The following is a 23009-nucleotide window of genomic DNA, read 5'->3' as shown; positions in this document are numbered from 1 at the left end:
GGGAGATTCCTCTATCCGACGGACTATAGATCCGCGATTTCATTGATTTCTACTCTAGTTGTGCTTGGCGGGAAACCCCCAGCATCACTGTCGTAATCTTGCTCTCCTATTGCAATAGCTGCATATATCAAAACGAATCGTTTATACTGGCGGTAAGAGGTGATGGGGATGGACCTGCAATTGTTCGAGCATATCTATGAAACGGTGGTGCGGCGTGAGCCGACCTATGACGGGATCTACTATACGGCGGTGCTGACGACCCATATTGTCTGCCGTCCGTCCTGCCGGGCGAGAACGCCGAAGGCAGCGAATGTTGTATTCTATGGCTCCTTGCAGGAGGCTATATCGGCAGGCTTCCGTCCCTGCAAAAGATGCCGTCCTGAGGAAGGCGGCACCCTCCGTCCGGACGCAGTCCTGGCGGCGCAGGCGGACGCCATTATGGACGGACGGTTCGGCAGCAAGCTTACCTTGAAGTCGATGGCTGAAGAGCTGAAGGTCAGCCCGTTCCACCTGCAGCGCACCTATAAGCGGGTTACTGGCCTGTCACCTGCTGCCAGACTGGACACGTTGCGCGCAGAAGAAGCCTGCAGGCTGCTGACACAGACCGCAGCTGGGATGGCTGAAGTCGGCGGGGCTGTGGGGTTCCGTACGCCCTCTCATTTTGCCGCCTGGTTCGTGAAGAAGACGGGGCTGTCCCCTACAGAGTACCGCAGCAAGCATAACGAAGGAGGAAACCAACATGAACCCAAGCCGGAATAACAGCCGGAGTACAAATACGATCACGATTTATCGTCATACCCTGAATCCCGGAAACGGGGAGTGGACCCTGTGGGCCAGCGATAAAGGCCTGATCCGCGTATCCTTCCCGCAGGACGAAGGGCAATTACCCGCCTCCTGGTTGAAAATGTATGCGCCTGCCCATGAGCTGATGGAGGATGCCGGAAGATTTGAGCAGCTTGGGTTGATCACGCTGCTGGAGCGGTATTTTGCCGGAGAGCCGGTAGATTTCAGTAGTGTTCAGCTGGATCTGTGGGGCACACCGTTTCAGCAGGAGGTGTGGCGGGGGCTGCTTACCATCCCGCATGGTGAGACGGCCAGCTACAAGCAATTGGCTGAGCGGATCGGCAGACCGTTGGCGGTTCGCGCTGTCGGTGCGGCCAACGGGCAGAACCCCGTGCCGGTCATTGTACCCTGCCACCGGGTGATTGGCGCGAACGGTACCTTAACCGGCTTCCGGGGCGGACTCCAGATGAAGCAGGAGCTGCTCCGGCTGGAGGGGATTCTGAATGTAAAGGCGGCTGGTCATGAACGATTTGCTTTTTGAGCTGCCGCTGCCGGAGGACTTCGACCTGGGGGCCTGTCTGGAGTACATGAACCGCTCGCCGCTGGAATGCCTGTTCCGCACGGATGAGGCAGGCGTCAGCCGGATGTTCAGGATAGAGGGCGGCCCGCTGCTGGTGCGGCTCAGTGTGTCCGAGGATCACAAGCTGAGTGTAACCCGGCTGCATGGGGCGATACCCGGTGCACTGGAGCAGGAGGTGTTGGCCCGCTATATTGTGGAATGGTTTGATCTGGACCGTGACCTTGCCCCGTTCTACAGGCTGGCGGCAGCGGACCCGCTGCTCGGGCCGCTGGCCAGCGAGCACCGGGGGCTGCGGATCATCGGGATCCCTGATCTGTTCGAGGCGTTATGCTGGGCGATTCTGGGGCAGCAGGTGAATCTGGCTTTTGCCTACAGGCTGAAGCAGCGGCTGACCGCTGAATACGGGGAAGCGCTGGAATGGGAGGGGCAGAACTACTACCGGTTCCCTGGCCCTGAGGTGTTCACTGAGGTGCAGGTAGAGGAGTTATGCGCCTTGCAGCTAACCCGCAGCAAAGCACAGACAGTGCTTACCGTAGCCTCGCTGATCACAAGCGGGGAGCTAAGCCGGGAGGAGCTGCTGGCGCTTCCGTCTCCGGCCGCCGCTGAGCAGCGGCTGCTGCAGATCCGCGGGATCGGCCCGTGGACCTCGCAATACGTCCGTATGCGCTGCCTGCGCGATGCGTCCTCGTTCCCTGTAGGCGATGTCGGCCTGCAAAATGTAATCAAGTTCCTTACCGCCATGGACCGCAAGCCGACACCGGCGGAGCTGCTGGAGCTGGCCCGGCCCTGGCAAGGCTGGGAAGCATACGCCACCTTTTACTTGTGGCGGGCGTTATATTAGAACAAAGCAAGGTCCCCTTAAGTATGGCGGGACCCTGCTTTGTTTACGTTGTTGCGGCTGATCTGCCCAATGCGGATGTGGTCGAAAAACCGACCACAATTGGACTATGCACGCCACGTAGACCCAATGTAATCGAAAAACCGATTACATTGGACGGCGCGATGGCTACTGGGCCGATTGTAATCGAAAAACCGATTACATTGGACCCGCGCGAAGATGCCTAGGTCTGTGGAGCATATTGCATTTGCCGCAATGCCCATCGGCCCGAGGTTACCTCAGCCTTCCCGGCCTCACCGCCCCTTCATCGTGAAGATCTGGAAGCATACGCCGAACTTATCGGTCACCATGCCGTAAGCGGGACTGTAATAGGCCGGGGCCAGCTCGATGTCGACGGTGCCGCCTGCCTTCAGTGAGTTGAATAACTGCTGTGCTTCAGCCGCGGTCTCCACCGTGAGACAAATGTTGATGCTGTTGCCCCGGCTGCGCGGCATACCCGGCTCATAATCCGCCACAAAAAACTTCGTCTCTCCCGCCAGCAGCACCGCATGGGCAATCTGTGCCTTCTCCTGCTCCGTCATCGGGGCGTCCGGGTTCTGCGGGCCTTCGCCCATTGTTTGCTTGAACAGCACCACAGCGCCAAGCGCCTCCTGATAAAAAGCTATCGCCTCCTGGGCAGATCCGTCCACCAGAATATAAGGGTTCATTTGCAGTTTCATGTCTTGTTCGCTCCTTGGAAGGTATATTTGCCTGTACTAACCGGCTATGGTTATAGTGTAGACTGTAATAGTGACAGGTCTTGTCATAGTTAAAATATAAATGGAGTGAACCCTGTGTCGAAATCCAAAAGGCTGCTGGACCTGATGATGACCGTCAACCGCAAGCGCAAATTTACTGTCAGGGAGCTGGCTGACGAATTCCATGTTTCTTCACGCACAATCCTCAGGGATTTGCAGGAGCTGGGGGAGCTGGGCGTACCGCTCTATTCCGAAGTGGGGCCGCATGGAGGGTATCAGGTGCTAAGCGAGAGAATCCTGCCGCCGATTGCGTTCATGGAGGAAGAGGCGGTGGCGATTTTTTTTGCCAGCCATGCCCTGCGCCATTATAAATATCTTCCCTTCAAGGAAGAATCCTTATCCGCCCTGCACAAGTTCTACAACTACATGTCTGGCGATGTCCGCGACCGGATTGACGAGATGAAGAACAGAATTGATTTCCTGACCCCGGCGCGGCAGGCGGAATTCCCTTATCTGCCCCAACTGCTGGAAGCGGCCACCGGGCAAAAAGTGCTGCTGATCGATTACCAGTCGAAGGGCCGCCGGCAGCAAAGGTGGATTCAGCCCGTCGGCATCTATGCCAGTAACGGCCTGTGGTATTGTCCGGCGTATTGCTTCCTGCGGGGCGGCATCCGTATCTTCCGCTGTGACCGGATTCAGTCAGCCGGGTATGATGAAGCGGGACCGGCCGCGCTTGATCTGCGTCATATCCACTTGGACAATACGGAGGAATACGGCAGCCCGCCGCCGCAGCAGGCGGAACCGATCCTTATCCGGCTATACGTGGATCTGGGGAGTGAGGGGGTTCAGGCCTGCGAAGGGGAGGTATGGTCCCCGGTGCTGCTGCATATCCGTGCCGACGGCACAGGCTGGCTGGAGGGTGAGATTCCGGGAAGCGATCTGGGCTTCTTCGCGCGGTTTGTGATTGGCCTGTGCAGCGAGGCAACGGTGCAGGAGCCGCCGGAGCTGGTGGCCGAGGTGAGGCGGACGCTTGCGGATATGCTGAAGAAGTATAGTTGATCTAAAAGCCTGGCTGATTGTATTTCCTGCAATAGAAAGCTTATATTTGACCGTGAAATAATATTCTATTGTATTTCGTACATTGGAACATGGCATTTTGGGCGAAAAATAGCCTTTGTTCAACAATCAATTGTACCGAATACAATAGAATCTATTTGGAAGCTGTTTTGACATCATTCCATTGTACAGAATGCAGTAACTGGTGTTCCAGCGCCTATAGTATCCGAATGAATACGCGAGAATGAGGTTTAAATCTGATGATCTACTAGCCCAGCCATGCCCCCGCCAATCTGCGGATGCCCTCATCGATCAGGTCCTCGGCGATCCCGCCGAAGCCCAGGATGAATTCGGGTTCATCGTAGTCCGGCTTGGACCACCAGGTATAGGACATGGGGGTAACGCGAATGCCCTCGGCTTCCGCTACGGCAGCAAGCTCCCTGGCGCTGGTGCTATTGCTAACTCTGTTGCTAACGCTGGAGCCAACTTCTGCTGCGGGCGGCTTAAAGGTCAGCAGCAGATGAAATCCGGCATCCGTTCCGCTGAGCACTGCGGCATCGCCGAAATGCTGCCTGACCGAGCGCAGCAGCAGGTCATGCTTGCGCTGATAGAGCAGACGCATCCGCCGCAGGTGCTTCTCGAAATGTCCCCGCTCCATAAAGTAATGCAGCGCAATCTGATGAAGCCGTGAGGCCGAATGCTCCAGGTACAGCTCGCTTCTCAGGCTGTGATAGTCTGGCAGCAGCTCCTCCGGCAGCACCATATAGTGAATACACAACGCAGGGGTTACCGACTGGGCGAAGCTGCACATATAGATCACCGGACTGCCCTCAGCAAGCCCTTGCAGCGCGGGGATCGGCCGCCCGTGATAGCGGAATTCCCCGTCATAATCGTCCTCGATTATATATCCGCCTGTGGACCGGGCCCACTCCAGCAATGCGAGGCGTTTGGTGATTGGCATGGTCATCCCCCGGGGAAACTGGTGGGACGGCGAGATGTACACAGCATCTGCCCCGCTGCTGTACAGCTTGTCTATCTGCAATCCATCCTCCTCCAGCGGAATGGGCAGAATGCTATATCCGCTGCGCCGGAATGCCGCAGGCAGCAGGTGGTACCCCGGATCTTCGATACCCAGCCCGCTCACCCGTCCTTTCAGCAGCAGACACAGCAAAGAACACAGCGTATACTGGTCGCCGCCGACTACAATCTGCTTCTCCGTGCAGCGCAGCCCGCGGAATTGCCGCAGATGGGCGGCGATGCTCTCGCGGAGGGCCGGCTCCCCCTGGGGATCGCCGTACTGGAGCAGGTCTGGATTCGCGAGCTGCTCCTGGTAGAGGCTGCGCCATATTTTGTGCGGGAACAGGGAGAAATCATTGCGCGACATATGGAAATCATACGCGTAGTGCCGTGAATCACGGGGCGTGATCGGGCGGGGTGCCGGACTGGGCCGTTCCCCGGCGGCAGCAGGGCTGCCTTCCCGGTGAACGGGCAGAATATAGTAGCCGCTGCGCGGCTTGCTGGCGATGAAGCCCTCTGCCAGAAGCTGCTGGTATGCAAGCTCCACCGGAGTGGCGCTGATTCCGCATAACGCCGCCAGGCGGCGGATAGAGGGCAGGCGCGTCCCGCTCTGGAGGGTGCCGCCCAGGATTGCTTTTGCCAGATAATTATAGAGCTGTATGTAGTACGGGACCTCGCTGTGTTCATTCAGATCAGGGACAAGCAGCATCCTTCACCTTCAATCTGTCCTTTGAAATTAGACGTTTTTGTATATTTTATAGTATGCAGCACTGCATTACCATAAGAGCTATAACAACAGGTGGGAGATGACGGGAATGAACAGGCATTCAGAACTTGTAACAGGGGAAAAGGTATATCTGCGCCCGCTCAACGGGGAAGATGCCGAAATGTATTACCATATGTTCTACGGCACGGAAGTCCGCAGGCTTACAGGAACGAAGAAGCATATCACCAAAGAGCAGATTGAGAATTATATCGCGCGTAAATCCGGAGATGACAGCACGGTGCTGCTGCTCATCGCGCTGAAGGAGAACGATGAGGTTATCGGCGACATCGCTATTCAGGACATCGATGGGGATAACCGGAATGCCAATCTGCGGATCGCCATCGGGGACGAGCGGCATCAGGGACAAGGATATGGGCGTGAAGCGCTGCTGCTGATGCTGGATTATGGCTTCGGCATTCTGAATCTGCACAGGATTGAGCTGGAGGTCTACAGTTATAATGCCCGTGCTGCGCATGTATATGAGTCCATCGGGTTCGTGCAGGAGGGGGTGCGGCGTCAGACGCTGTTTTATAACCATGAGTATCATGATGTGATAATGATGGGCATGCTGGAGAGTGAATACCGGGAGCGTTATTTGAAGTAGAGCAGGAAGGTCAAATAAGGTCAAATCCTTAATAATGTTAAAATTTATTATAAAAAAAGAGCCGAAACGCCGGATTTTCCCGGATTTTCGGCTTATACCGGTTTTGTTTTCTCCGGGGGTGCAGGCTATAATAAAGCCATAGGTCAGACAAAGTCAAAGTCTTAGCAAGACCGAATTCAAAAAATCAAAAGTCAAATGAGAGGAGAATGAAAGATGTTTGATTTGGTTCCTTTTGGTAAACGCAGAGATGATGCTTTTGGTGTGCTGGCGAAGTCGCTGAACGAAGTGTTTAATGATGATTTCTTCGCACCGCTGACAAGTAACGCGCTGTCTTTCCGGACCGACATCCGGGAGAGTGAAGGGGCATATCTGATCGAGGCCGAGCTTCCGGGCTTCCGCAAAGAAGAAATCGACATTGATTATTCCAGCCCTTACTTGACGATCAAGGCGGTTCGCACTGAAGAGAGCAATGAGGAGAACAAGGGGCATCAGATGGTGCGCCGCGAACGGCGGTATGGTGAATATGTACGCCGGTTCTACGTGCAGGATATTGCAGAGGAAGACATTCTTGCTTCTCTGAAAGACGGTGTGCTGAGTCTGGAGGTGCCGAAACGGCAGAAGTCCCAGGGCAAACGGATCGAAATTCAGGATGGCGGCGGCGATGCTTCAGAACGGAAAGAGCTTCAGCAGTAAGCTGAAGGGGCAGCCTTAAGAGGCAGATGGACTTCCAAGTCGGGCTGAAGCTGCCGCTTCCGCAGGAGCTCCGGGCTTAGCGGCTGTAGCCGCTGGCCTATCCGGTTCACCGGGCGGCAGCAGGATTTCACCGGGCTTTTCATATAGCACTTCATATTAGACGCATTGTAGTGGGGGTTCCAGCTATAATGCGTCTTTTCCCGGAGGAAGGCAGAAGGTTCCCATTACACGAAAGGAGGAGGTCCCGGTGGCGGCAAATTATTATGAGCGTCTTGGGGTAGAACCGAAGGCCTCGAAGCAGGAGATTAAGAAGGCCTATCAGAAGCTGGCCAAAAAATGGCACCCCGATGTCAACAAGGCGCCGGAGGCAGAGGCGAAATTCAAGGAAGCAGCCGAGGCATATGAGGTGCTGGGCGATGAAGCGAAGCGCAAAATCTATGATGAGGAGCTCCGCTATGGAGCCGAAGCAGGCTCACGGGGCCAGCGCAGCTACGGATCAGCCTCCTCTGCGTCATGGGAATCGCCGTTTGGCGCGGGCTGGAGCAGCGGAGCCGCCTCTTCCGGTGGTATACCCGAAGAGGATCTGTTCGGGATGTTCTTCGGCAGCCGGGGCGCGGCTGACCGCGCCGGCTTCTTCTCCGGCAGCAGTGGCGCCCGTCCAGGCGGAAGCCCGTGGGGGGATGAGTTCAGTACGATGCAGGCCCAGCTTGAGATTACGCTGGAGCAGGCTTATAGAGGCGGTAATATCAGCGTTCAGGCGGCAGGCAAGGACCTGAATGTACAGATTCCGGCACGCTCGGCGGAAGGGACGCTCATCCGGGTACCCGGCGGCGGAAGCGGAGCGGGCCAGGGCGGCGAGCTGCTGATCTCGCTGCATCTCCTGCCGCATGAGATCTATGAGCCGGACGGCGGGGATCTGCTCGGCACGGTTGAGATCGCCCCCTGGCAGGCTGTGCTTGGCGGGGAAGCCAAGGTGGCGCTGCCGGATGGCAGCAGCGTGAAGCTGAAGATCCCTGCCGGGATAGCCAGCGGCGGAACGCTGCGCCTCTCCGGCAAGGGGCTGAGACGTCCGGACGGAACGAATGGTGACATCCTGTTCCGGATGGAGATGGTCATTCCGGCCGGAACGACCGAGGCAGAGAAGAAGCTGTACCGTCAGCTAGCGGAGTCCGGCAGCTTCCAGGCCGGCGCGAAACGGAGTACCACAGGCGGAGCACAGCGGCGAAGAGCGGCAACACGGTAAAGAATATTCAAGTTCAGCATATATAACAGCCGGGCATCCGGTTGATTAACCTATACATTTAGAAAGGCGATGATTGTATGGATTTCAATAAGCTTACCCAGAAGCTGCAGGAAGCAGTGGCAGAGGCGCAGTCGCTGGCGGCTTCCGGCGGGCATCAGGAGATTGACAATCTTCATCTGCTGAAGGCACTGCTCCAGCAGCATGAGGGCCTGTTGCCCCGTCTGCTGCAGAAGATGAATGTTCCCGCAGCCGAGCTGCTGCAGGGAACAGAGGCGCTGCTTCACCGCAAACCCAGCGTAAGCGGGAGCGGAGCAGGCACCATGCGGCGCTATGCCTCGCCTGCGCTGATTGCCATGCTGGAGCAGGCGGAGCAGGAAGCGGCCAAGATGCAGGACGAATTCGTCGCGGTGGAGCATGCTGTCCTGGCGATGGTCTCGGATGCAAGCAGCGGGAACCGCGAGCTGCGCGCATTATTCGTTACCCGCGGGATTACCCGGGAGAAGCTGCTTGGAGTGTTAGCGGAGATTCGCGGACACCAGCGGGTGACCAGCCGGGAGCCGGAGGCCACCTATGAGGTGCTGGAGAAGTACGGCCGCGATCTCGTAGCCGAGGTACGGGCAGGCAAGATCGATCCGGTCATCGGCCGGGATGCCGAGATTCGCCGGGTGATCCGCATCCTCTCCCGCAAGACCAAGAATAACCCTGTCCTGATCGGGGAGCCGGGTGTCGGGAAGACAGCGATTGTCGAAGGGCTGGCCCACCGGATTGTCCGCCGGGATGTGCCGGAGGGACTGAAGGACAAGACGATTTTCTCGTTGGATATGAGTGCGCTGATTGCCGGTGCGAAATACCGCGGGGAATTTGAGGAGCGGCTGCAGGCGGTGCTGAAGGAGATCCGCGAGAGTGACGGACGGATTGTTCTGTTCATAGACGAGCTGCATACGATTGTAGGTGCGGGTAAGACTGAGGGGGCCATGGATGCGGGGAACATGCTGAAGCCGATGCTGGCCCGGGGTGAGCTGCACTGTATCGGGGCAACCACGCTGGATGAGTACCGCAAATATATTGAGAAGGACCCGGCGCTCGAACGCCGCTTCCAGCAGGTGCTGGTCAGCGAGCCGGATGTCGAGGATACCGTTTCGATTCTACGCGGCTTGAAGGAACGCTTCGAGGTGCATCACGGGGTCAAAATCTATGATAGTGCCCTGGTCGCAGCCGGTGTGCTGTCTAACCGTTATATTACCGACCGCTTCCTGCCGGATAAGGCGATTGACCTGGTCGATGAAGCCTGCGCGATGATCCGCACGGAGATTGACTCCATGCCCGGCGAGATGGATGAGGTGACCCGCCGCCTGATGCAGATGGAGATAGAGGAAGCTGCGCTCAAAAAAGAAACTGATGACGCCAGTGCGCGCCGTCTGGAGAACCTCCAGCGGGAGCTGGCTGACCTCAAGGAGAAGCATCTGGGAATGACAGCCCGCTGGGAGAAGGAGAAATCGGCCATTCAGGGCATCCGTGACCTGAAGAAGCGGCTGGAGCAGGCCCGCAAGGATCTGGTCGATGCGCAGGAGATCTATGATCTCAATAAGTCGGCTGAATTGAGTTATGGCATTATTCCTGATCTGGAGCGGCAGCTTAAGGCGGCGGAGGAAGCGGCGCAGCAGGATCAGGAGACCCGGCTGCTGCGTGAAGCCGTGACAGAGGAGGAAATCGCCGATATTGTCTCGCGCTGGACGGGTGTTCCCGTAAGCAGACTGGTGGAAGGAGAGCGGGATAAGCTGCTGCGGCTGGAGGATACGCTGCATGAACGGGTAGTCGGGCAGGATGAGGCGGTCCGGCTGGTAGCTGATGCCGTACTCCGGGCAAGAGCCGGCATCAAGGACCCCAACCGTCCGATCGGCTCGTTCCTGTTCCTTGGACCGACCGGGGTCGGGAAGACAGAGCTGGCCAAAGCACTGGCGGTATCGCTGTTCGACCGCGAGGACGGTATGATCCGTATCGATATGTCGGAATACATGGAGAAGCATAGTGTCTCCCGTCTCGTAGGCGCTCCTCCCGGATATGTCGGCTATGAAGAAGGGGGACAATTGACCGAAGCGGTACGCCGCCAGCCGTATACGGTAGTCCTGCTGGATGAGGTGGAAAAGGCGCACCCGGATGTATTCAACATCCTTCTGCAGTTGCTGGATGACGGCCGGCTGACCGACTCACAGGGCCGGATGGTCGACTTCAAGAATACCATTATCATCATGACCTCCAATATCGGCTCACCGCATCTGATTCAGGGCACGGATGACAACGGCGAGCTGACCGAAGCCGTGAAGGACCGGGTCATGAAGGAGCTGAGCGGGCACTTCCGTCCAGAGTTCCTCAACCGGGTAGATGATATTGTAATGTTCAAGCCGCTGACACTGGGCGATACCCAAAGAATTGTAGTTAAGCTGGTCGATGGCCTGCGCTTGCGCCTGGCTGATCGGAACATCGGTCTCATGCTGAGCGGCCGGGCGGTGCGCTTCATTGCCGAGGAAGGCTTCGACTCCGTCTATGGCGCCAGACCGCTGAAGCGGTTCATCCAGCGCAGCCTGGAGACCCGGGTAGCGCGTGCGCTGATCGCCGGAGAAGCGGAGGAAGGCTCAGTGATGACGGTCGATGAAGCGGACGGCGAGCTGACTGTTGCAATAGCGAAATCAGAGTCTGCGAAGACAGTAGGATCGATGTGAAATGTAATGGGCCACGGCGTCACCTCCTAGTACAGTGTCAACGGACCGAAGAGACCTTATCCCCACGAGAACGCCACCTTTTGCAGCGTAACGGACTCAGTGGACCTTATCGTCTTTCTGCGAGACGTTTTGGAGCTGAATGGCAGGGGATAAGGTCCATGCGGTCCGCTAATCGCCCAAGTGATGACTTTCTTCCCGGATAAGAGCACCTCAGTCCGTTACGCTAAGCCAAATGCCCCCAAATAACAAAATAAGGTTCGTTAGAAAGCGACAAAAGCATATCTTTGTATTTGTAGATGATATAAATATGGACTGGAACTGCCGTTGGAAGCGGTGCGGGGCAACGCTAGTATGGGCCTTTGGCGCTTTTACAGGCCTCCCGGCTAGGTCTTTGGTATAGTCCAATCAGCATCTGACTGAGACTATGCGACGATTTTTTGTAAATATGTGGTTGAAATGTTGTCATGGCGGAGGGTGCCGGGTAATAGAAATAATTAGAACTTTCGAATATGGCGGGATTTGAAGCAGAAGCCAAGGAAACGGAGTGAAAGATCATGGCGGCACAGACGGTATCCGGTATCAGCCCGGTACAGGCCACTACAGCTTACGGCAGCACACAGAGTGATGTCAGTTCTCTGGAGAAGCAGCGCAACCGGCTGCTGATGGAGCTGGACAAGGTGAATGCGGCGCAGGGCGGAGAGATGCAGACTCCTTATCGCCGGGAGCAGCTACAGCGGCAAATACGGCAGCTGGAGGCCCATCTGGTGCAGAAAAGCGGGAGTACCGCTTCGGCTTCATTTGTACCGGCTCCCCCGCTTCAGGATCATACTCCGCCCTTGGGGATTGAGGGAAAGGGAGGCTTTAAGGGCATCGGTCTGACCGATCCCCGGACAGCGACGGTAGACGCAGAAGGTCATTTTGATGCGTTGATTTAGATAAGGGAGTAGTGAACCCAATCCTTCCCTTTGACCGCGTTCATGTTTTCAAAGAAGCTTTGAGCGCGTTTGTTATTAGTAGAAGTAATCCAAGTCATGTTGGCATTATCCAAAATCTAAAGGATTCTCACTATATTGTTAGAAACGGCCGGATAGTGTTCGAATATTTGCAGATCATGGAATGGGAGCGGAATGAATCCGCTGTGATGAGCCTCATTTAGAAACCGTTCGTTATTTTCTGTACTCGAAAAAACCCCGTTCGGCCGATTGCTTAGCAAATTATCGCACCAGTAGCATTCATCGCCGGTGATTATATAGTTGGTATGAACCGATTCAAAGTAAACCACCGATGAACCAGGGCTATGCCCGCCGATCACCTTGAATCTGAACTGGTTGTCATAAATATATTCGTTGTCTACGGTGACAACCTGGCTTTGAAGCAGCTTCTCCTTGACGGCCGGCGAGCATTGCTGTAGCGCAGTTTCATAGTCGGTTTTTGAAATAATGATTTCAGGCTTATCAAACAAGTCAAGATTCTCAATATGGTCAAAGTGACTATGCGTAATGATGACTGTATCTACGGAGCTTAGATGGCCAATGACGCCTCTTAACTCGTCTGCTACGTCTGTTAGTGTAATTCCCCATTGCTGTGCCACATTCTCATCGCGAAAGCCTGTATCGATAAAGATTGTTTTATTATTATGCTTGGCAATATAAAATGACCACGCAATCTGGACTAATTCCTCCGAATGATGCATATCGCGGTATACGTTGCTTAAGCGAAATGAAGATTCACCAAATTTTACGGCGTAGAGTTCCATGGATGGGTTCAACCCCTTCTTGTGGTATCCGAGTTATACAATGTACGATTCAATATTTAATGAGTTTACCCCATTTCTCCGTGCCCGGTCTAAAGTCTCGATGGAAGCCTCGATAATGATGCGGATATCTGTGCTGGCTCCGAACGGTCCGACCAGACCTCCGATGTAACATCCCATAGGCCTCAAGCAGCCGATGGCGGTGAAGTCGAAGCTTTTCATCTCGTTTATGATGCTTTGGGCAGCCAAGCTGGCCCTATCCTTGTCCGCTATGGCGAACACAATGAATTCATCCCCGTGCGCGCGTCCAATCGTAGCATGACCCAGATGCTTATGGACGGCCGATTCAATTAATTGATAGCAGGCGACAATGACTTTATCTCCTACGTCGAAGCCGAAGTCGTCATTCACTTGTTTGAAGTGGCTGATATCGAAGCGGATCACCGAGTGGATATCACCGCCCGCAGATTCTGCTGCAATACCGGCTGCATTTTCGAGGAACATTTCCATATTGGGCATGTTCTTTTTGATTTCATGTATATCTGTTAGCCCTACCGTCTGCAAATGGATGGTCTTATTCATTTCGAACCCTTCCTTCTCAATGAGGGTGATCAGCCGGTCTATGGCCAGTTTCTTCTGGATTTGTTCATTTAAAGCCGACGTAATCCCGATGCGCTTGCGTACCAGCTGGCGGATGAGGAGCAGGCTGTCCACAGGTCCGCTTAAGAGCTCCCTGATTTCACCCAGAGTGAAATCGAGGCTCTTCAGAATCATGATCCAGTTCAGAGGATGTGATTGCTCCGGGGTATAGAAGCGGTAGCCTGTCCCGGGATCGATCGCTGCGGGATGAAGCAGACCGATCTCGTCGTAGTGCCGGAGCATTTTGGTGGTCACCTTATTCAGTTCTGCGAACTCTCCGATCTTCAACGCATGAACACCCTTTCATAAGTTATTCCGGCCGGAACTTCTTATAGTAACCATAAACCTTACCCTAGCAGGAATGTCAATACCTAGGGTGCAGCCGGCATGAATGTTGGTCTAGCCTGATAGATTAGCTATTCCTAATTGAATGACAAGCGGGCAGGGTGGCGTTTGCCCGCTTTGTCATGTGCTGTCCCCGGACTGTATGAAGTTAAGAATCTCCGTCACAATATGAGAAATGGCATCCTCCCGCGGGAGAAGAATGCATTGACTGACCATTTCGATGTCCTCCTGAAATAGCTCAATGATCTGGAGCATGGCCTCCGGCTGTTTCTGACGGACGCCGGTCAGAAGGTCTGTGAATTCGCTGTCTGTGATAGCTGATGGAGCATTTTTTGCTTCCATTTATTAACCCCCTGTTGACTCATGTGCAGCTGTGCCGCGACCTCAGCCTCTGTCATTTCCTGCAGATAAATCTTCTGCAGAATCACCTTTCCTTTGGTTGGAAGTGTATCTAATAGCTGCTCAACGGACAACCGGTTAATCATCTCCTCCGTTTCATCCCGCTGAGCCGGGCGGATATCCATGAAGCTACATTCATGCCGGCGGGTTCGCTTGCTACGGTATTGTAAGCGCCAGCCGATTCGATAGATTTCCTGCCGGTAACGCTGTATCATTTGCTGTTCCATTGCCGTTACGCCTCCTCTTCTATATATCTTTCTAATAATAGGGAAATATTAGGTTATATTTTACAACTAAAATACGAACTTATGTTCTGTTATTTTAGCATATTTGCCTGCACACCTATAGTGATTTATTTCCTGGGGCTTATTCGCAAAAAAAGAAGAAGCCCCGATAGGGAGCTTCTTTCTCTCTTCTTAAAATATAAAAATTTATATGTTTCACACGATAACTTATCCTTCTATTTCTCGCTGAAACGGTACCGCCCTTTAAAAGGACGGCGAAGTCGTTTCTACATGTGACGAATATTCCGCCTTATTCGCTCCAAGGCACCAGCCGGGGATGAGGGTCAAGGATGGATTGATACTGCTCCTTCCAGCCGTACTGGGCGTCCGGGTCCAGCAGCATATAACGCAGATACTTCTCCAGCCGGAATTCCGGCTTCGACCAGCCGAGATGCTTCAGGCGCAGGTTGCTTAACTGATGGGACAGCTCGAAGATATTCTCCGGCAGCCGCCCGCAGTGCTGCGGCAGATCATTCCAGGCATAGGTGAAGTCTTCCCGGTAACGGAGCAGGAACGGGCGGTAGCTCTGGTGAGCCTGCCAGTAGCTGTCCTCGCGGTAGCTGGCCTCATCCCAGAAGTCGTAGAGCCGGAAGCAGAATAAGTCGCAATCCGTTGTCCGCAGCAGGGAATCAACCTCTTCTGGAAAACATGACTCGAACAGCTCATCCCCGTCCAGATTAAGAATCCACTCGGGCCGGGCCCTAACCACCGCCTCCCACTGCTGCTTGCGCAGCTCTGATTCATTATGGAAGCGGGAGACAGGATTCTGTATCAGGTGGAGCGGAATCCCCTCAAGGGCCTCGCGGCAGATATCGGCTGTATTATCTGTGCTTGCATCGTCGATAATGACGGCCTCATCGATGTACTTACGGTGCTCTTGCAGCACCTGGCGCAGGAACCTGGTGCCTTCATTCTTGACGATCATGGTGAGAGTCAGCTTGGGCCGGCGGGAAGCAGGAGCTGCCGGGGGGACGGGGGACGCTGCATAAGCCCCTTGAGACCTTATCAAGTCTGCGTTTCCGTCCCTGACGGTGCTGGTGCCTGCTGCCGGACTATTCTTCTCCGCTCCGGTAGCGTCACCGCCTGCGTCAGCGGGCAGAGGCTCCTTGGACAAGTGCTGCCGGGCTTCGGCTTCGGTCCACAGCACCTCCCACTGCGCTGCTGCCTCCTGCACTCTTTTGTCAGCGGGGGGCTGAGCCGTCTCTGCGCAATCTGGCAGATCATCAGCAGAGGTTGTAACGCTGTCTTCAATGATTACTGCTTCGTGTGAGGCATCAGGCTCTGCTTCCGCGCCCCGGGTGTGCCGGATGAACTCCGCCACCAGATCAAGATCACTGTCTCTGTAGAGGTGCAGCGCAGGGAAGTGGGTATCCACGAAGAGCGGAAAGCCGAGGGCCGCTGCGCGGATGCAGAAATGACGGTCCTCTCCCCAGTAGGAGATATTACGGACCCGGTCGTAGCTGATCCCGGAGCTGAGGGCTGAGCTGCTGATCAGCGTGCAGGCGCCAAGTCCGCCAACCTCATAGATTCCAGGCTGCTGCATCTTCAGCAAAAAAGCATAGAAACGGCGCTGAATCTCCTCCGGCGAGAGCTGCTCTCCCGGATGAATCTCCCACTGGTTGTATTCGTCATGCATCCATACCTGCGGTTGCAGCAGTGTATTCGGCTGCCACTGTGTCCAGAAAATCTCGGAGATAATATCCTTGCCTGTACCGATCAGATGCAGCAACGTATCCGGGTGCAGAATGAGGTCCGAATCAATCAGGAACAGGTAGTCATAGCCGAAGGCCTCCGCCCGCCGGATCATCAGATTCTTGAATCCGGCCACCTTCCAGACCAGATTGGAATGCCAGACATGCGTATGCTCATCTCGGATATAGTCATCATGGTAGCCGGAGGATTGCAGGAAGACGGATCTGCCGTTCCGGGCGAACTGCTGCAGCAGCTGGCTTGCGGCTTCATCCGGGTTATCGTCAATCAGATAGAAATCAAGATCGATATCCTTCAGGTTCAGACGCAGCAGAGAGTTCAGGAATTGCTCCAGGATCGCCGGTTTTTGATGGATCGGGCTGCCCAGCAGCACCCGGGTTCTATTCGGATTCATAGCAGCCACTCCAGAATAAGGTCAACATGATAGAACATCCCCTTGGATTCGCAAATAGTTGATATAAATTATATGTATTCGATATTTTTAGAGAAGTACCGGACTTTCCCCATTTTCCCGAAATAATCACCTGCATGTATAGAAGAGAGCCGTATTGCCGTTTGCCCTGAGCTATTGTACAATACCGCTAATATATATATTCCCCGGAAGAGGGCTGGCAGGAGTGAGAGGATGGACAAGCCAACGTTAAAAGTACAGCAATTGATCAATGTCCTCCTGGCGATGAATCCGCGCGCTGAGGTGTTCCTGCATATGGAGGGCGGAGAGCTTAGGCCGCTCGTGGACGAGGATATCGAGGAGATTTATGCGCCGCTGCATGCTGCCAAGACGGCCGTCTATATCGGTGTACCGGCAGACACTGCAGCCCGTGTAGAGGAGGAGGCGCCATGAGACAGGCTCTGATCCGTCTGGAGCAGGGACCGGAGGTTCGGCTGGAGCTGTTCGATCAGGAAGCGCCGGGAACCGTAGCCAATTTTGAAAAGCTTGCGAACAGCGGCTTTTACAACGGTCTGGCCTTTCAGCGTGTGGTACGCGGCTTTGTTGCCCAGGGCGGCTGCCCGGAGCGCAACGGCAGAGGCGGCACAGATCCCATTCCCTGTGAGACGAAGGGGAATCCCCATAAGCATGTGCGCGGGGCGCTGTCTATGGCGCATTTTGGACCAGGCACGGGGTCCTGCCAGTTTTTTATCTGTTATGATACGTTCGATTATCTGGACGGCTGGCATACGGTATTCGGCAGGGTTACGGAAGGAATGGAGCATGTCGATGCCCTGCGGCGCGGAGCGGTCATGCAGGAGGTCCGCGTCTGGTAAAGCCCATGGTAAATTCATACATTGTAATTCCTAGTATTCCGATATATAATGACTCAACAACGAGTGGGAATGCTCATAGACATGGAGGAAGAGACAATGCGTAAAGGGATAACAGGGGTTGCTATTCTACTATTATTAACACTGATGATCAGTGCATGCTCCAATGGGAATAACGCTTCATCTACCAATGCCGCACAGACACCGGCTGCATCACAAGAGCCTGCTGCCGGCGAACCGAAGGATGGAGGCAGTCTGATTATAGGGGTCGCTTCCGATCCGGTAGTGCTGAATCCGAACTATGCGGGTGACCGTGTCAGTTTAACCATTGACCAGGCGCTGTACGCTCCGCTGTTCCAGGTGAACAACGGCAAGAAGACCTTCTATCTGGCAGACAGCCTGACACCGTCAAGCGATAATCTGACGTATACATTGAAGCTTAAGGATGGATTGACTTGGCATGATGGAGAGAAGCTGACGGCAGATGACGTTGTGTTCACCATCGACAGCATTCTTGACGAGAAGCAGAACAGCTTCCTGCGGGCCAACTTCCTGATTGGCGACAAAGCGATTAAGGCTGTCAAGGTCGATGACCTGACTGTGGAGTTCAAGCTGCCGCAGGTCAGCCCGGCTTTTGAAGCCACGCTGGTACAGGTATTCCCGATTCCGAAGCACATTTACGAGAATGAGACCAACATTGAGAAGAGCACGAAGAACGCTTCTCCTGTCGGCTCCGGTCCCTTCAAATTCAAGGAATACAAGGCCGGCGAGTATCTGACGCTGGAACGCTTCGACAACTACTTTGGCGGCAAGCCGCATCTGGATTCGGTCACCTACCGGATTGCCAAGGATACCAATGCTGCGAATCTGGCTCTGCAGAACGGTGAGATCAACGTACAATATCTTGATCCGAAGGATGTAGCCACCATTCAAGCGACGAATAATTTTGAGATTCTCCCGTATAGCGAAGGCCGCCTCGCCTATCTGATGTTCAATGCGAACAGCGATACCGGTGCCCTCGCCAAAAAAGAAGTCCGGCAAGCCCTGTCTTTGGCCCTCAGCCGCGACGAGCTGATTCAGACGGCGTACACTTCCAGCGAATATGCTGATCCGGCAAAGTCCTTCCTGACGCCGGATGCACTGTACTTCACGAACGATGTCCCTACCTTTGACAATGATGCTGCCAAGGCGAAGGAACTGCTGGCCACTGCCGGTGAGAGCAACCTGAAGCTCCGGTATATCGTACAGAGCGGTAACAAGGCGCAGGAAGCCATCTCGCTGTATGTGCAGCAGAAGCTGAAGGCAATCGGCGTAGAGGTTGAATTGCAGAACATGGATTCCTCGGCCTGGGTGCAGAAATTCATTGATCTGAAGGCGACCGACTATGAACTGGCTCTGACCGGCTATATCATGGGCTATGATCCGGATGCGTATCGTATCCTGTTCACTACTGACAGCTCGTCCAACTACTCGCATTATTCCAACAGTGAAGTCGATAAGCTGATGAATGACGGTGCAGGCGAAGCAGATCCGGCTAAGCGTGCAGAGATCTACAAGAAAGCGCAGGAACTGGTAGCCGAGGATGCACCGATCTATCCTATCGCTTATACGAAGACTGTTGTAGCTGTCTCTAAGAATTACGGCGGAGTTGATGAGGCTGTCCTGAAGCCGGTCGTCATCTTCGAAGACCTGTCAAAGATTTACAAGAAATAATCCGCCTCACAAAATAAGCAAGGCAAAAAAATAAGCTGGTTCCCCCAGCTTATTTTTGCCTGTTAAGAGCAGGGAGAAGCTGCGTATGAGACAACTCATCGTCCGAAGGTTGCTGCAAACATTGCCGATGCTGTTTTTTGTATCGGTGGTCTGTTTTACCATGATTAAGCTGGCCCCGGGAGATCCGGTGCTGTCTTTTGTGACGCCCAATATGCACGCCGATGATATTGAGCGTATCCGCCATAATCTGGGGCTGGATAAACCTGCTTATATACAATATTTCATCTGGATCAAGGAAATGGTCCAGGGTAATTTCGGCTATTCACTAGTCAATCACCAGCCTGTGCTGGGCCAGATCCTGGAACGTCTGCCTGCGACAGCGGGCCTAATGGGCAGCGCCATCGCGCTGGCGGTAATCCTGGCAATTCCGCTAGGCCTCGTGGCCGGTGCGAACCGTAACCGCTGGGTAGACAAGCTAATCAATTTTATCGCTTATATCGGCATCTCCATCCCCTTATTCTGGCTGGCGATCCTGCTGATGTATCTGTTTGCAATCAAGCTGCATCTGCTTCCGAGCATGGGTATGCGCACGATTGGTGTGGAATCGCCGCTTGATGTGCTGAAGCACGGGATATTACCTTGTACGGTGCTGGCCTTCAGTTTCCTGTCCGGGTATGTGCGCTATATCCGCTCCAGCACCATCGGACAGCTTAAGGAGGAGTATGTGCAGATCCAGTACGCTTTTGGCTCGAAGAAATCCACCATTCTGTTCCGCCATGTGCTGAAGCATGTACTGCTGCCGGTCATCACTCTGATCGGTATGTCGATGGGAGATCTGGTGGCCGGGGCGATTGTTACGGAGACGGTGTTCTCCTGGCCGGGGATCGGCTCCCTGGGAATGACGGCGGTGAAGGGGATGGATTATCCTGTCATTATGGGGATTACCCTGTTCTCTTCCTTAATGCTGATCTTCGGTAACCTGGTGGCAGATATTCTCTACAGCGTTGTTGATCCAAGAATCAAACTGAAGGGGTGACCTCATGAATCGCAGTAAATGGAAAAACTTGCAGTCCGAGCTGTTTACGAACGGTCTGGGTGTCGCTGCTCTTGTCATATTGACGGTGTTTACACTGGGAGCGGTCTTTGCCTTCCTGTCCGGTTATGATCCGAATGCCATGGATGCCATGGCCCGCCTGACGAAGCCCGGTGCCGGGCATCTGTTCGGCACCGATGATTATGGCCGCGACTATCTGTCCAGAGCCTTATACGGAGGACGGGTTTCACTGTTGGTCGGATTCGCCTCCATGATTGTGGCAACCTTAGTCGGGGTAGTGGTTGGGGTCATCAGCGGTTATTTCGGCGGCTGGATCGATAATCTGCTGATGCGGATGCTGGATATTATCATGTCGATCCCGTCCTTCCTGATCCTGCTGCTGCTTAGCGTCTATCTGAAGCCGAGCATCGGCAATCTGATCATTATTATTGCTCTCTTGATGTGGATGAATGTGGCCCGTGTCGTCCGCGCGGAGACCCTGACGATTAAGGAACGGGAATACGTGCTGTACGCCAGAGCCTCCGGGCAGAGTGCCTTCGGCATGATCTGGCGGCATATCCTTCCAGGGCTGATCCCGGTAATTATTGTAGGGGCGACGAATAATATTGCCTCGGCCATTATGATGGAATCGTCGCTCAGCTTCCTCGGCTTCGGGGTGCAGCCGCCGAATGCCACATGGGGGAGTATGCTGAACAGCGCACAGGGGTATATTGCTCAGGCGCCTTATCTGGCGCTGTTCCCCGGGCTGATGATCCTGTTTACTGTGCTGAGCTTCAATGTGCTGGGAGATATTTTGCGGGTCGGTTTTGAACCCAAGCTGATCCGGAGATAGGAGAGTGGAACATCATGACTGAACGGCTGCTGACTGTTGAGAATTTACAAGTTTCTTTCACTACCCGGGACGGGGAGAATCAGGCCGTCCGTGGCGTTAGCTTCCATATTGATGCGGGAGAGACCGTAGGCATTGTCGGGGAATCCGGCAGTGGTAAAAGCGTTACAGCCAAGGCGGTCATGTCCCTGATCACACCGCCGGGGCATATGACTGCCGGGAAGCTGGAATTCCGCGGCAAGAGCCTGAAGGGGCTTACGGAGAAGCAGTGGCGGTCCTTACGCGGTAACCGGATTGCAATGGTCTTCCAGGACCCGATGACCTCGCTGAATCCGGTCAAGCGAATCGGCCAGCAATTAACAGAGGTTATCCGCAGACACCGGGGACTGGATAAAGCGGCGGCATATACCGAAGCGGCGGAGCTTCTCCGCCAGGTCGGCATCCGTGATCCGGAGCAGCGGCTGAAGCAATATCCGCATGAATTCAGCGGAGGGATGCGCCAGCGGGTGATGATCGCGATGGCGCTCTCCTGCCGCCCGGAGCTGCTGATTGCCGATGAGCCTACCACCGCGCTGGATGCGACCATCCAGGCGCAGATCCTTGATCTGTTCAAAGAGCTGAAGGAACGGAGAGATACAGCAGTTGCGCTTATAACCCATGATCTGGGAGTGGTAGCCCAGGTCTGCACGCGTGTCATTGTCATGTACGGCGGACTGGTTATGGAGGAGGGGACGGTGCAGGATATCTTCTACCGGCCTCAGCATCCGTATACGCAGGGCTTGCTGCGTTCCATACCGAAGCGCGGCGGCGGTGAACGTGAGCGGCTGATTCCGATCGAGGGCACACCGCCCGATCTGCTGAATCCCCCGCCCGGCTGCCCGTTCATGGACCGTTGTCCGCATGCCTTCGCCCGCTGCAGTGAACGTCCTCCGGTAGTTGAGTTTGCACCGGGGCACCGCTCGATGTGCTGGCTGACCGAAGGTACAGAAGAGAAGACGGCAGTTACAGCGGGGAGGGATTTCACTTGAGTGAGCGCAAGGTGCTTGTGGAGGTCAGCAATCTGAAGAAGCATTTCCCGAAGGGCAAGGATTTGCGCGGACGGGATAAGGGTGTACTTAAGGCTGTGGATGGGGTCAGCTTCCAGATTCGTCAGGGCGAGACCTTCGGACTGGTTGGCGAATCCGGAAGCGGTAAGTCCACGGTCGGACGCTGTCTGCTCCGTCTGTATGATTATACGGACGGCGAGGTGTTCTACGACGGGAAGCCGCTTGGCAAGCTGGGCGAGAAAGGGCTGAAGCCCTTCCGCAGGCGGATTCAATCGATTTTCCAGGACCCGTATTCTTCACTTAATCCAAGCCTGAACGTACTGGAGCTGATCAGTGAGCCGATGCGGATTCACGGTCTCTACCCGGGCGAAGAGCGCAAGGAAGCGGTGGCAGAGCTGCTGGAGAAGGTGGGGCTGAAGCGGGAGCATCTGTACCGGTTCCCCCATGAATTCAGCGGCGGGCAACGCCAGCGGATCTCCATCGCACGGGCGCTGTCGGTCCGGCCCCAGTTCGTTGTCTGCGATGAGCCCATCTCTGCGCTGGATGTCTCTGTCCAGGCACAGGTCGTTAATATGCTGGAGGATCTGCAAGCTGAGTTCGGGCTGACCTATCTGTTCATCGCCCATGATCTGTCGATGGTCCGCCATATTGCTGACCGGATCGGCGTGATGTACGGCGGCCGGCTGGTGGAGGTGGCTCCAAGTGATGAGCTGTATGATAATCCGCTCCACCCCTACACCAGAGCGCTGCTGTCCTCCATTCTGGAGACAGACCCGATGAAGGCCAGCCGCAGAATCCAGCTCGAGGCTTACCCGGCTACGAGCGGGACAGAGGAAGCCGCTGCACTGCGGGAAGTGAGTCCCGGGCATTATGTGGCCGGGGAATATGCAGACTAATGCTATGAACGAATCTCAGGAGATACACATCTGCGAATCAA

23 protein-coding genes are annotated in these 23009 nt (G+C 54.9%); 16 read left to right on the top strand and 7 right to left on the bottom strand.

Annotation, left to right across the window (positions count from 1 at the left end; genetic code table 11):
* Positions 1 to 168: 168 nt before the first annotated feature.
* Genes MKX42_RS32830 through MKX42_RS32820 form a run of 3 tightly spaced genes read left to right on the top strand, consistent with a single transcriptional unit; the run spans position 169 to position 2204 of the window.
* The gene (locus MKX42_RS32830) at positions 169 to 759 is read left to right on the top strand and encodes a bifunctional transcriptional activator/DNA repair enzyme AdaA (RefSeq protein WP_340757569.1); all 591 of its coding nucleotides are present in this window, start codon (positions 169 to 171) and stop codon (positions 757 to 759) included.
* Positions 740 to 1324, top strand: a complete 585-nt coding sequence (locus MKX42_RS32825) for a methylated-DNA--[protein]-cysteine S-methyltransferase (RefSeq protein ID WP_340757568.1) — start codon at positions 740 to 742, stop codon at positions 1322 to 1324. Before MKX42_RS32830 ends, MKX42_RS32825 begins: the two co-directional genes overlap by 20 nt.
* On the top strand, positions 1305 to 2204 hold the full coding sequence (locus MKX42_RS32820) for a DNA-3-methyladenine glycosylase family protein (RefSeq protein ID WP_340757567.1): 900 nt from the start codon (positions 1305 to 1307) through the stop codon (positions 2202 to 2204). Before MKX42_RS32825 ends, MKX42_RS32820 begins: the two co-directional genes overlap by 20 nt.
* 290 nt (positions 2205 to 2494) lie before the next feature.
* On the opposite strand, the gene MKX42_RS32815 is transcribed toward MKX42_RS32820, so the two are convergent.
* Complete coding sequence (locus tag MKX42_RS32815) at positions 2495 to 2920, bottom strand: VOC family protein (RefSeq protein ID WP_340757566.1); 426 nt, start codon at positions 2918 to 2920, stop codon at positions 2495 to 2497.
* Between the two features lie 114 nt (positions 2921 to 3034).
* On the opposite strand from MKX42_RS32815, the gene MKX42_RS32810 reads away from it, so the two are divergent.
* A complete protein-coding gene (locus MKX42_RS32810) occupies positions 3035 to 3997 on the top strand; it encodes a helix-turn-helix transcriptional regulator (protein ID WP_340757565.1) in 963 nt (320 codons plus the stop codon).
* 265 nt (positions 3998 to 4262) lie between these two features.
* On the opposite strand, the gene pdxR is transcribed toward MKX42_RS32810, so the two are convergent.
* On the bottom strand, positions 4263 to 5720 hold the full coding sequence (gene pdxR, locus MKX42_RS32805; RefSeq protein WP_340757564.1) for a MocR-like pyridoxine biosynthesis transcription factor PdxR: 1458 nt from the start codon (positions 5718 to 5720) through the stop codon (positions 4263 to 4265).
* A 106-nt stretch (positions 5721 to 5826) separates the two neighbouring features.
* On the opposite strand from pdxR, the gene MKX42_RS32800 reads away from it, so the two are divergent.
* The 5 genes from MKX42_RS32800 to MKX42_RS32780 all read left to right on the top strand — a co-directional run bounded on the left by MKX42_RS32800 (position 5827) and on the right by MKX42_RS32780 (position 11972).
* A complete protein-coding gene (locus tag MKX42_RS32800) occupies positions 5827 to 6381 on the top strand; it encodes a GNAT family N-acetyltransferase (RefSeq protein WP_036723653.1) in 555 nt (184 codons plus the stop codon).
* A 213-nt stretch (positions 6382 to 6594) separates the two neighbouring features.
* Positions 6595 to 7074: an Hsp20/alpha crystallin family protein gene (locus MKX42_RS32795; protein WP_340757563.1), complete on the top strand. Its 480-nt coding sequence runs from the start codon at positions 6595 to 6597 to the stop codon at positions 7072 to 7074.
* Positions 7075 to 7321: 247 nt separating this feature from the next.
* Positions 7322 to 8317: a DnaJ C-terminal domain-containing protein gene (locus MKX42_RS32790; RefSeq protein ID WP_340757562.1), complete on the top strand. Its 996-nt coding sequence runs from the start codon at positions 7322 to 7324 to the stop codon at positions 8315 to 8317.
* Between the two features lie 77 nt (positions 8318 to 8394).
* Positions 8395 to 11037, top strand: coding sequence for an ATP-dependent chaperone ClpB (gene clpB, locus MKX42_RS32785; RefSeq protein WP_340757561.1), 2643 nt, complete (start codon positions 8395 to 8397; stop codon positions 11035 to 11037).
* A 554-nt stretch (positions 11038 to 11591) separates the two neighbouring features.
* The gene (locus MKX42_RS32780; RefSeq protein ID WP_340757560.1) at positions 11592 to 11972 is read left to right on the top strand and encodes a hypothetical protein; all 381 of its coding nucleotides are present in this window, start codon (positions 11592 to 11594) and stop codon (positions 11970 to 11972) included.
* 116 nt (positions 11973 to 12088) lie between these two features.
* On the opposite strand, the gene MKX42_RS32775 is transcribed toward MKX42_RS32780, so the two are convergent.
* The 5 genes from MKX42_RS32775 to MKX42_RS32755 form a co-directional block, all read right to left on the bottom strand.
* Entirely contained in the window at positions 12089 to 12793 is a 705-nt protein-coding gene (locus tag MKX42_RS32775) for an MBL fold metallo-hydrolase (protein WP_340757559.1), read from the bottom strand.
* 33 nt (positions 12794 to 12826) lie between these two features.
* On the bottom strand, positions 12827 to 13717 hold the full coding sequence (locus MKX42_RS32770; protein WP_340757558.1) for a MerR family transcriptional regulator: 891 nt from the start codon (positions 13715 to 13717) through the stop codon (positions 12827 to 12829).
* A gap of 177 nt (positions 13718 to 13894) precedes the next feature.
* Positions 13895 to 14116: a hypothetical protein gene (locus MKX42_RS32765; RefSeq protein WP_340757557.1), complete on the bottom strand. Its 222-nt coding sequence runs from the start codon at positions 14114 to 14116 to the stop codon at positions 13895 to 13897.
* The gene (locus MKX42_RS32760) at positions 14059 to 14400 is read right to left on the bottom strand and encodes a sigma factor-like helix-turn-helix DNA-binding protein (protein ID WP_340757556.1); all 342 of its coding nucleotides are present in this window, start codon (positions 14398 to 14400) and stop codon (positions 14059 to 14061) included. The genes MKX42_RS32765 and MKX42_RS32760 overlap by 58 nt, the downstream gene beginning before the upstream one ends.
* A gap of 307 nt (positions 14401 to 14707) precedes the next feature.
* Entirely contained in the window at positions 14708 to 16561 is a 1854-nt protein-coding gene (locus tag MKX42_RS32755; protein WP_340757555.1) for a glycosyltransferase family 2 protein, read from the bottom strand.
* Between the two features lie 231 nt (positions 16562 to 16792).
* On the opposite strand from MKX42_RS32755, the gene MKX42_RS32750 reads away from it, so the two are divergent.
* The 7 genes from MKX42_RS32750 to MKX42_RS32720 all read left to right on the top strand — a co-directional run bounded on the left by MKX42_RS32750 (position 16793) and on the right by MKX42_RS32720 (position 22968).
* The gene (locus MKX42_RS32750; RefSeq protein ID WP_036723633.1) at positions 16793 to 17011 is read left to right on the top strand and encodes a hypothetical protein; all 219 of its coding nucleotides are present in this window, start codon (positions 16793 to 16795) and stop codon (positions 17009 to 17011) included.
* Positions 17008 to 17433, top strand: coding sequence for a peptidylprolyl isomerase (locus MKX42_RS32745; protein ID WP_340757554.1), 426 nt, complete (start codon positions 17008 to 17010; stop codon positions 17431 to 17433). The genes MKX42_RS32750 and MKX42_RS32745 overlap by 4 nt, the downstream gene beginning before the upstream one ends.
* Positions 17434 to 17529: 96 nt before the next feature.
* Positions 17530 to 19143 carry an ABC transporter substrate-binding protein gene (locus tag MKX42_RS32740; RefSeq protein WP_340757553.1) on the top strand — a complete coding sequence of 538 codons (1614 nt, stop codon included), beginning with the start codon at positions 17530 to 17532 and terminating at the stop codon, positions 19141 to 19143.
* Positions 19144 to 19228: 85 nt separating this feature from the next.
* Complete coding sequence (locus MKX42_RS32735) at positions 19229 to 20179, top strand: ABC transporter permease (protein ID WP_340757552.1); 951 nt, start codon at positions 19229 to 19231, stop codon at positions 20177 to 20179.
* Between the two features lie 4 nt (positions 20180 to 20183).
* On the top strand, positions 20184 to 21029 hold the full coding sequence (locus MKX42_RS32730) for an ABC transporter permease (RefSeq protein WP_340757551.1): 846 nt from the start codon (positions 20184 to 20186) through the stop codon (positions 21027 to 21029).
* A 14-nt stretch (positions 21030 to 21043) separates the two neighbouring features.
* Positions 21044 to 22054 (top strand): ABC transporter ATP-binding protein, encoded by a 1011-nt coding sequence (locus MKX42_RS32725; RefSeq protein ID WP_340757550.1) that lies wholly within the window; start codon positions 21044 to 21046, stop codon positions 22052 to 22054.
* Entirely contained in the window at positions 22051 to 22968 is a 918-nt protein-coding gene (locus MKX42_RS32720) for an ABC transporter ATP-binding protein (protein ID WP_340757549.1), read from the top strand. Before MKX42_RS32725 ends, MKX42_RS32720 begins: the two co-directional genes overlap by 4 nt.
* Positions 22969 to 23009 lie beyond the last annotated feature (41 nt).

The sequence above is a fragment of the Paenibacillus sp. FSL R7-0204 genome (assembly GCF_038002225.1).
In the GTDB taxonomy this organism is placed as follows: Bacteria; Bacillota; Bacilli; order Paenibacillales; family Paenibacillaceae; genus Paenibacillus_AQ.
Note: the sequence above shows the minus strand (reverse complement) of the source record. Positions and strands in the feature narration are given on the sequence as shown.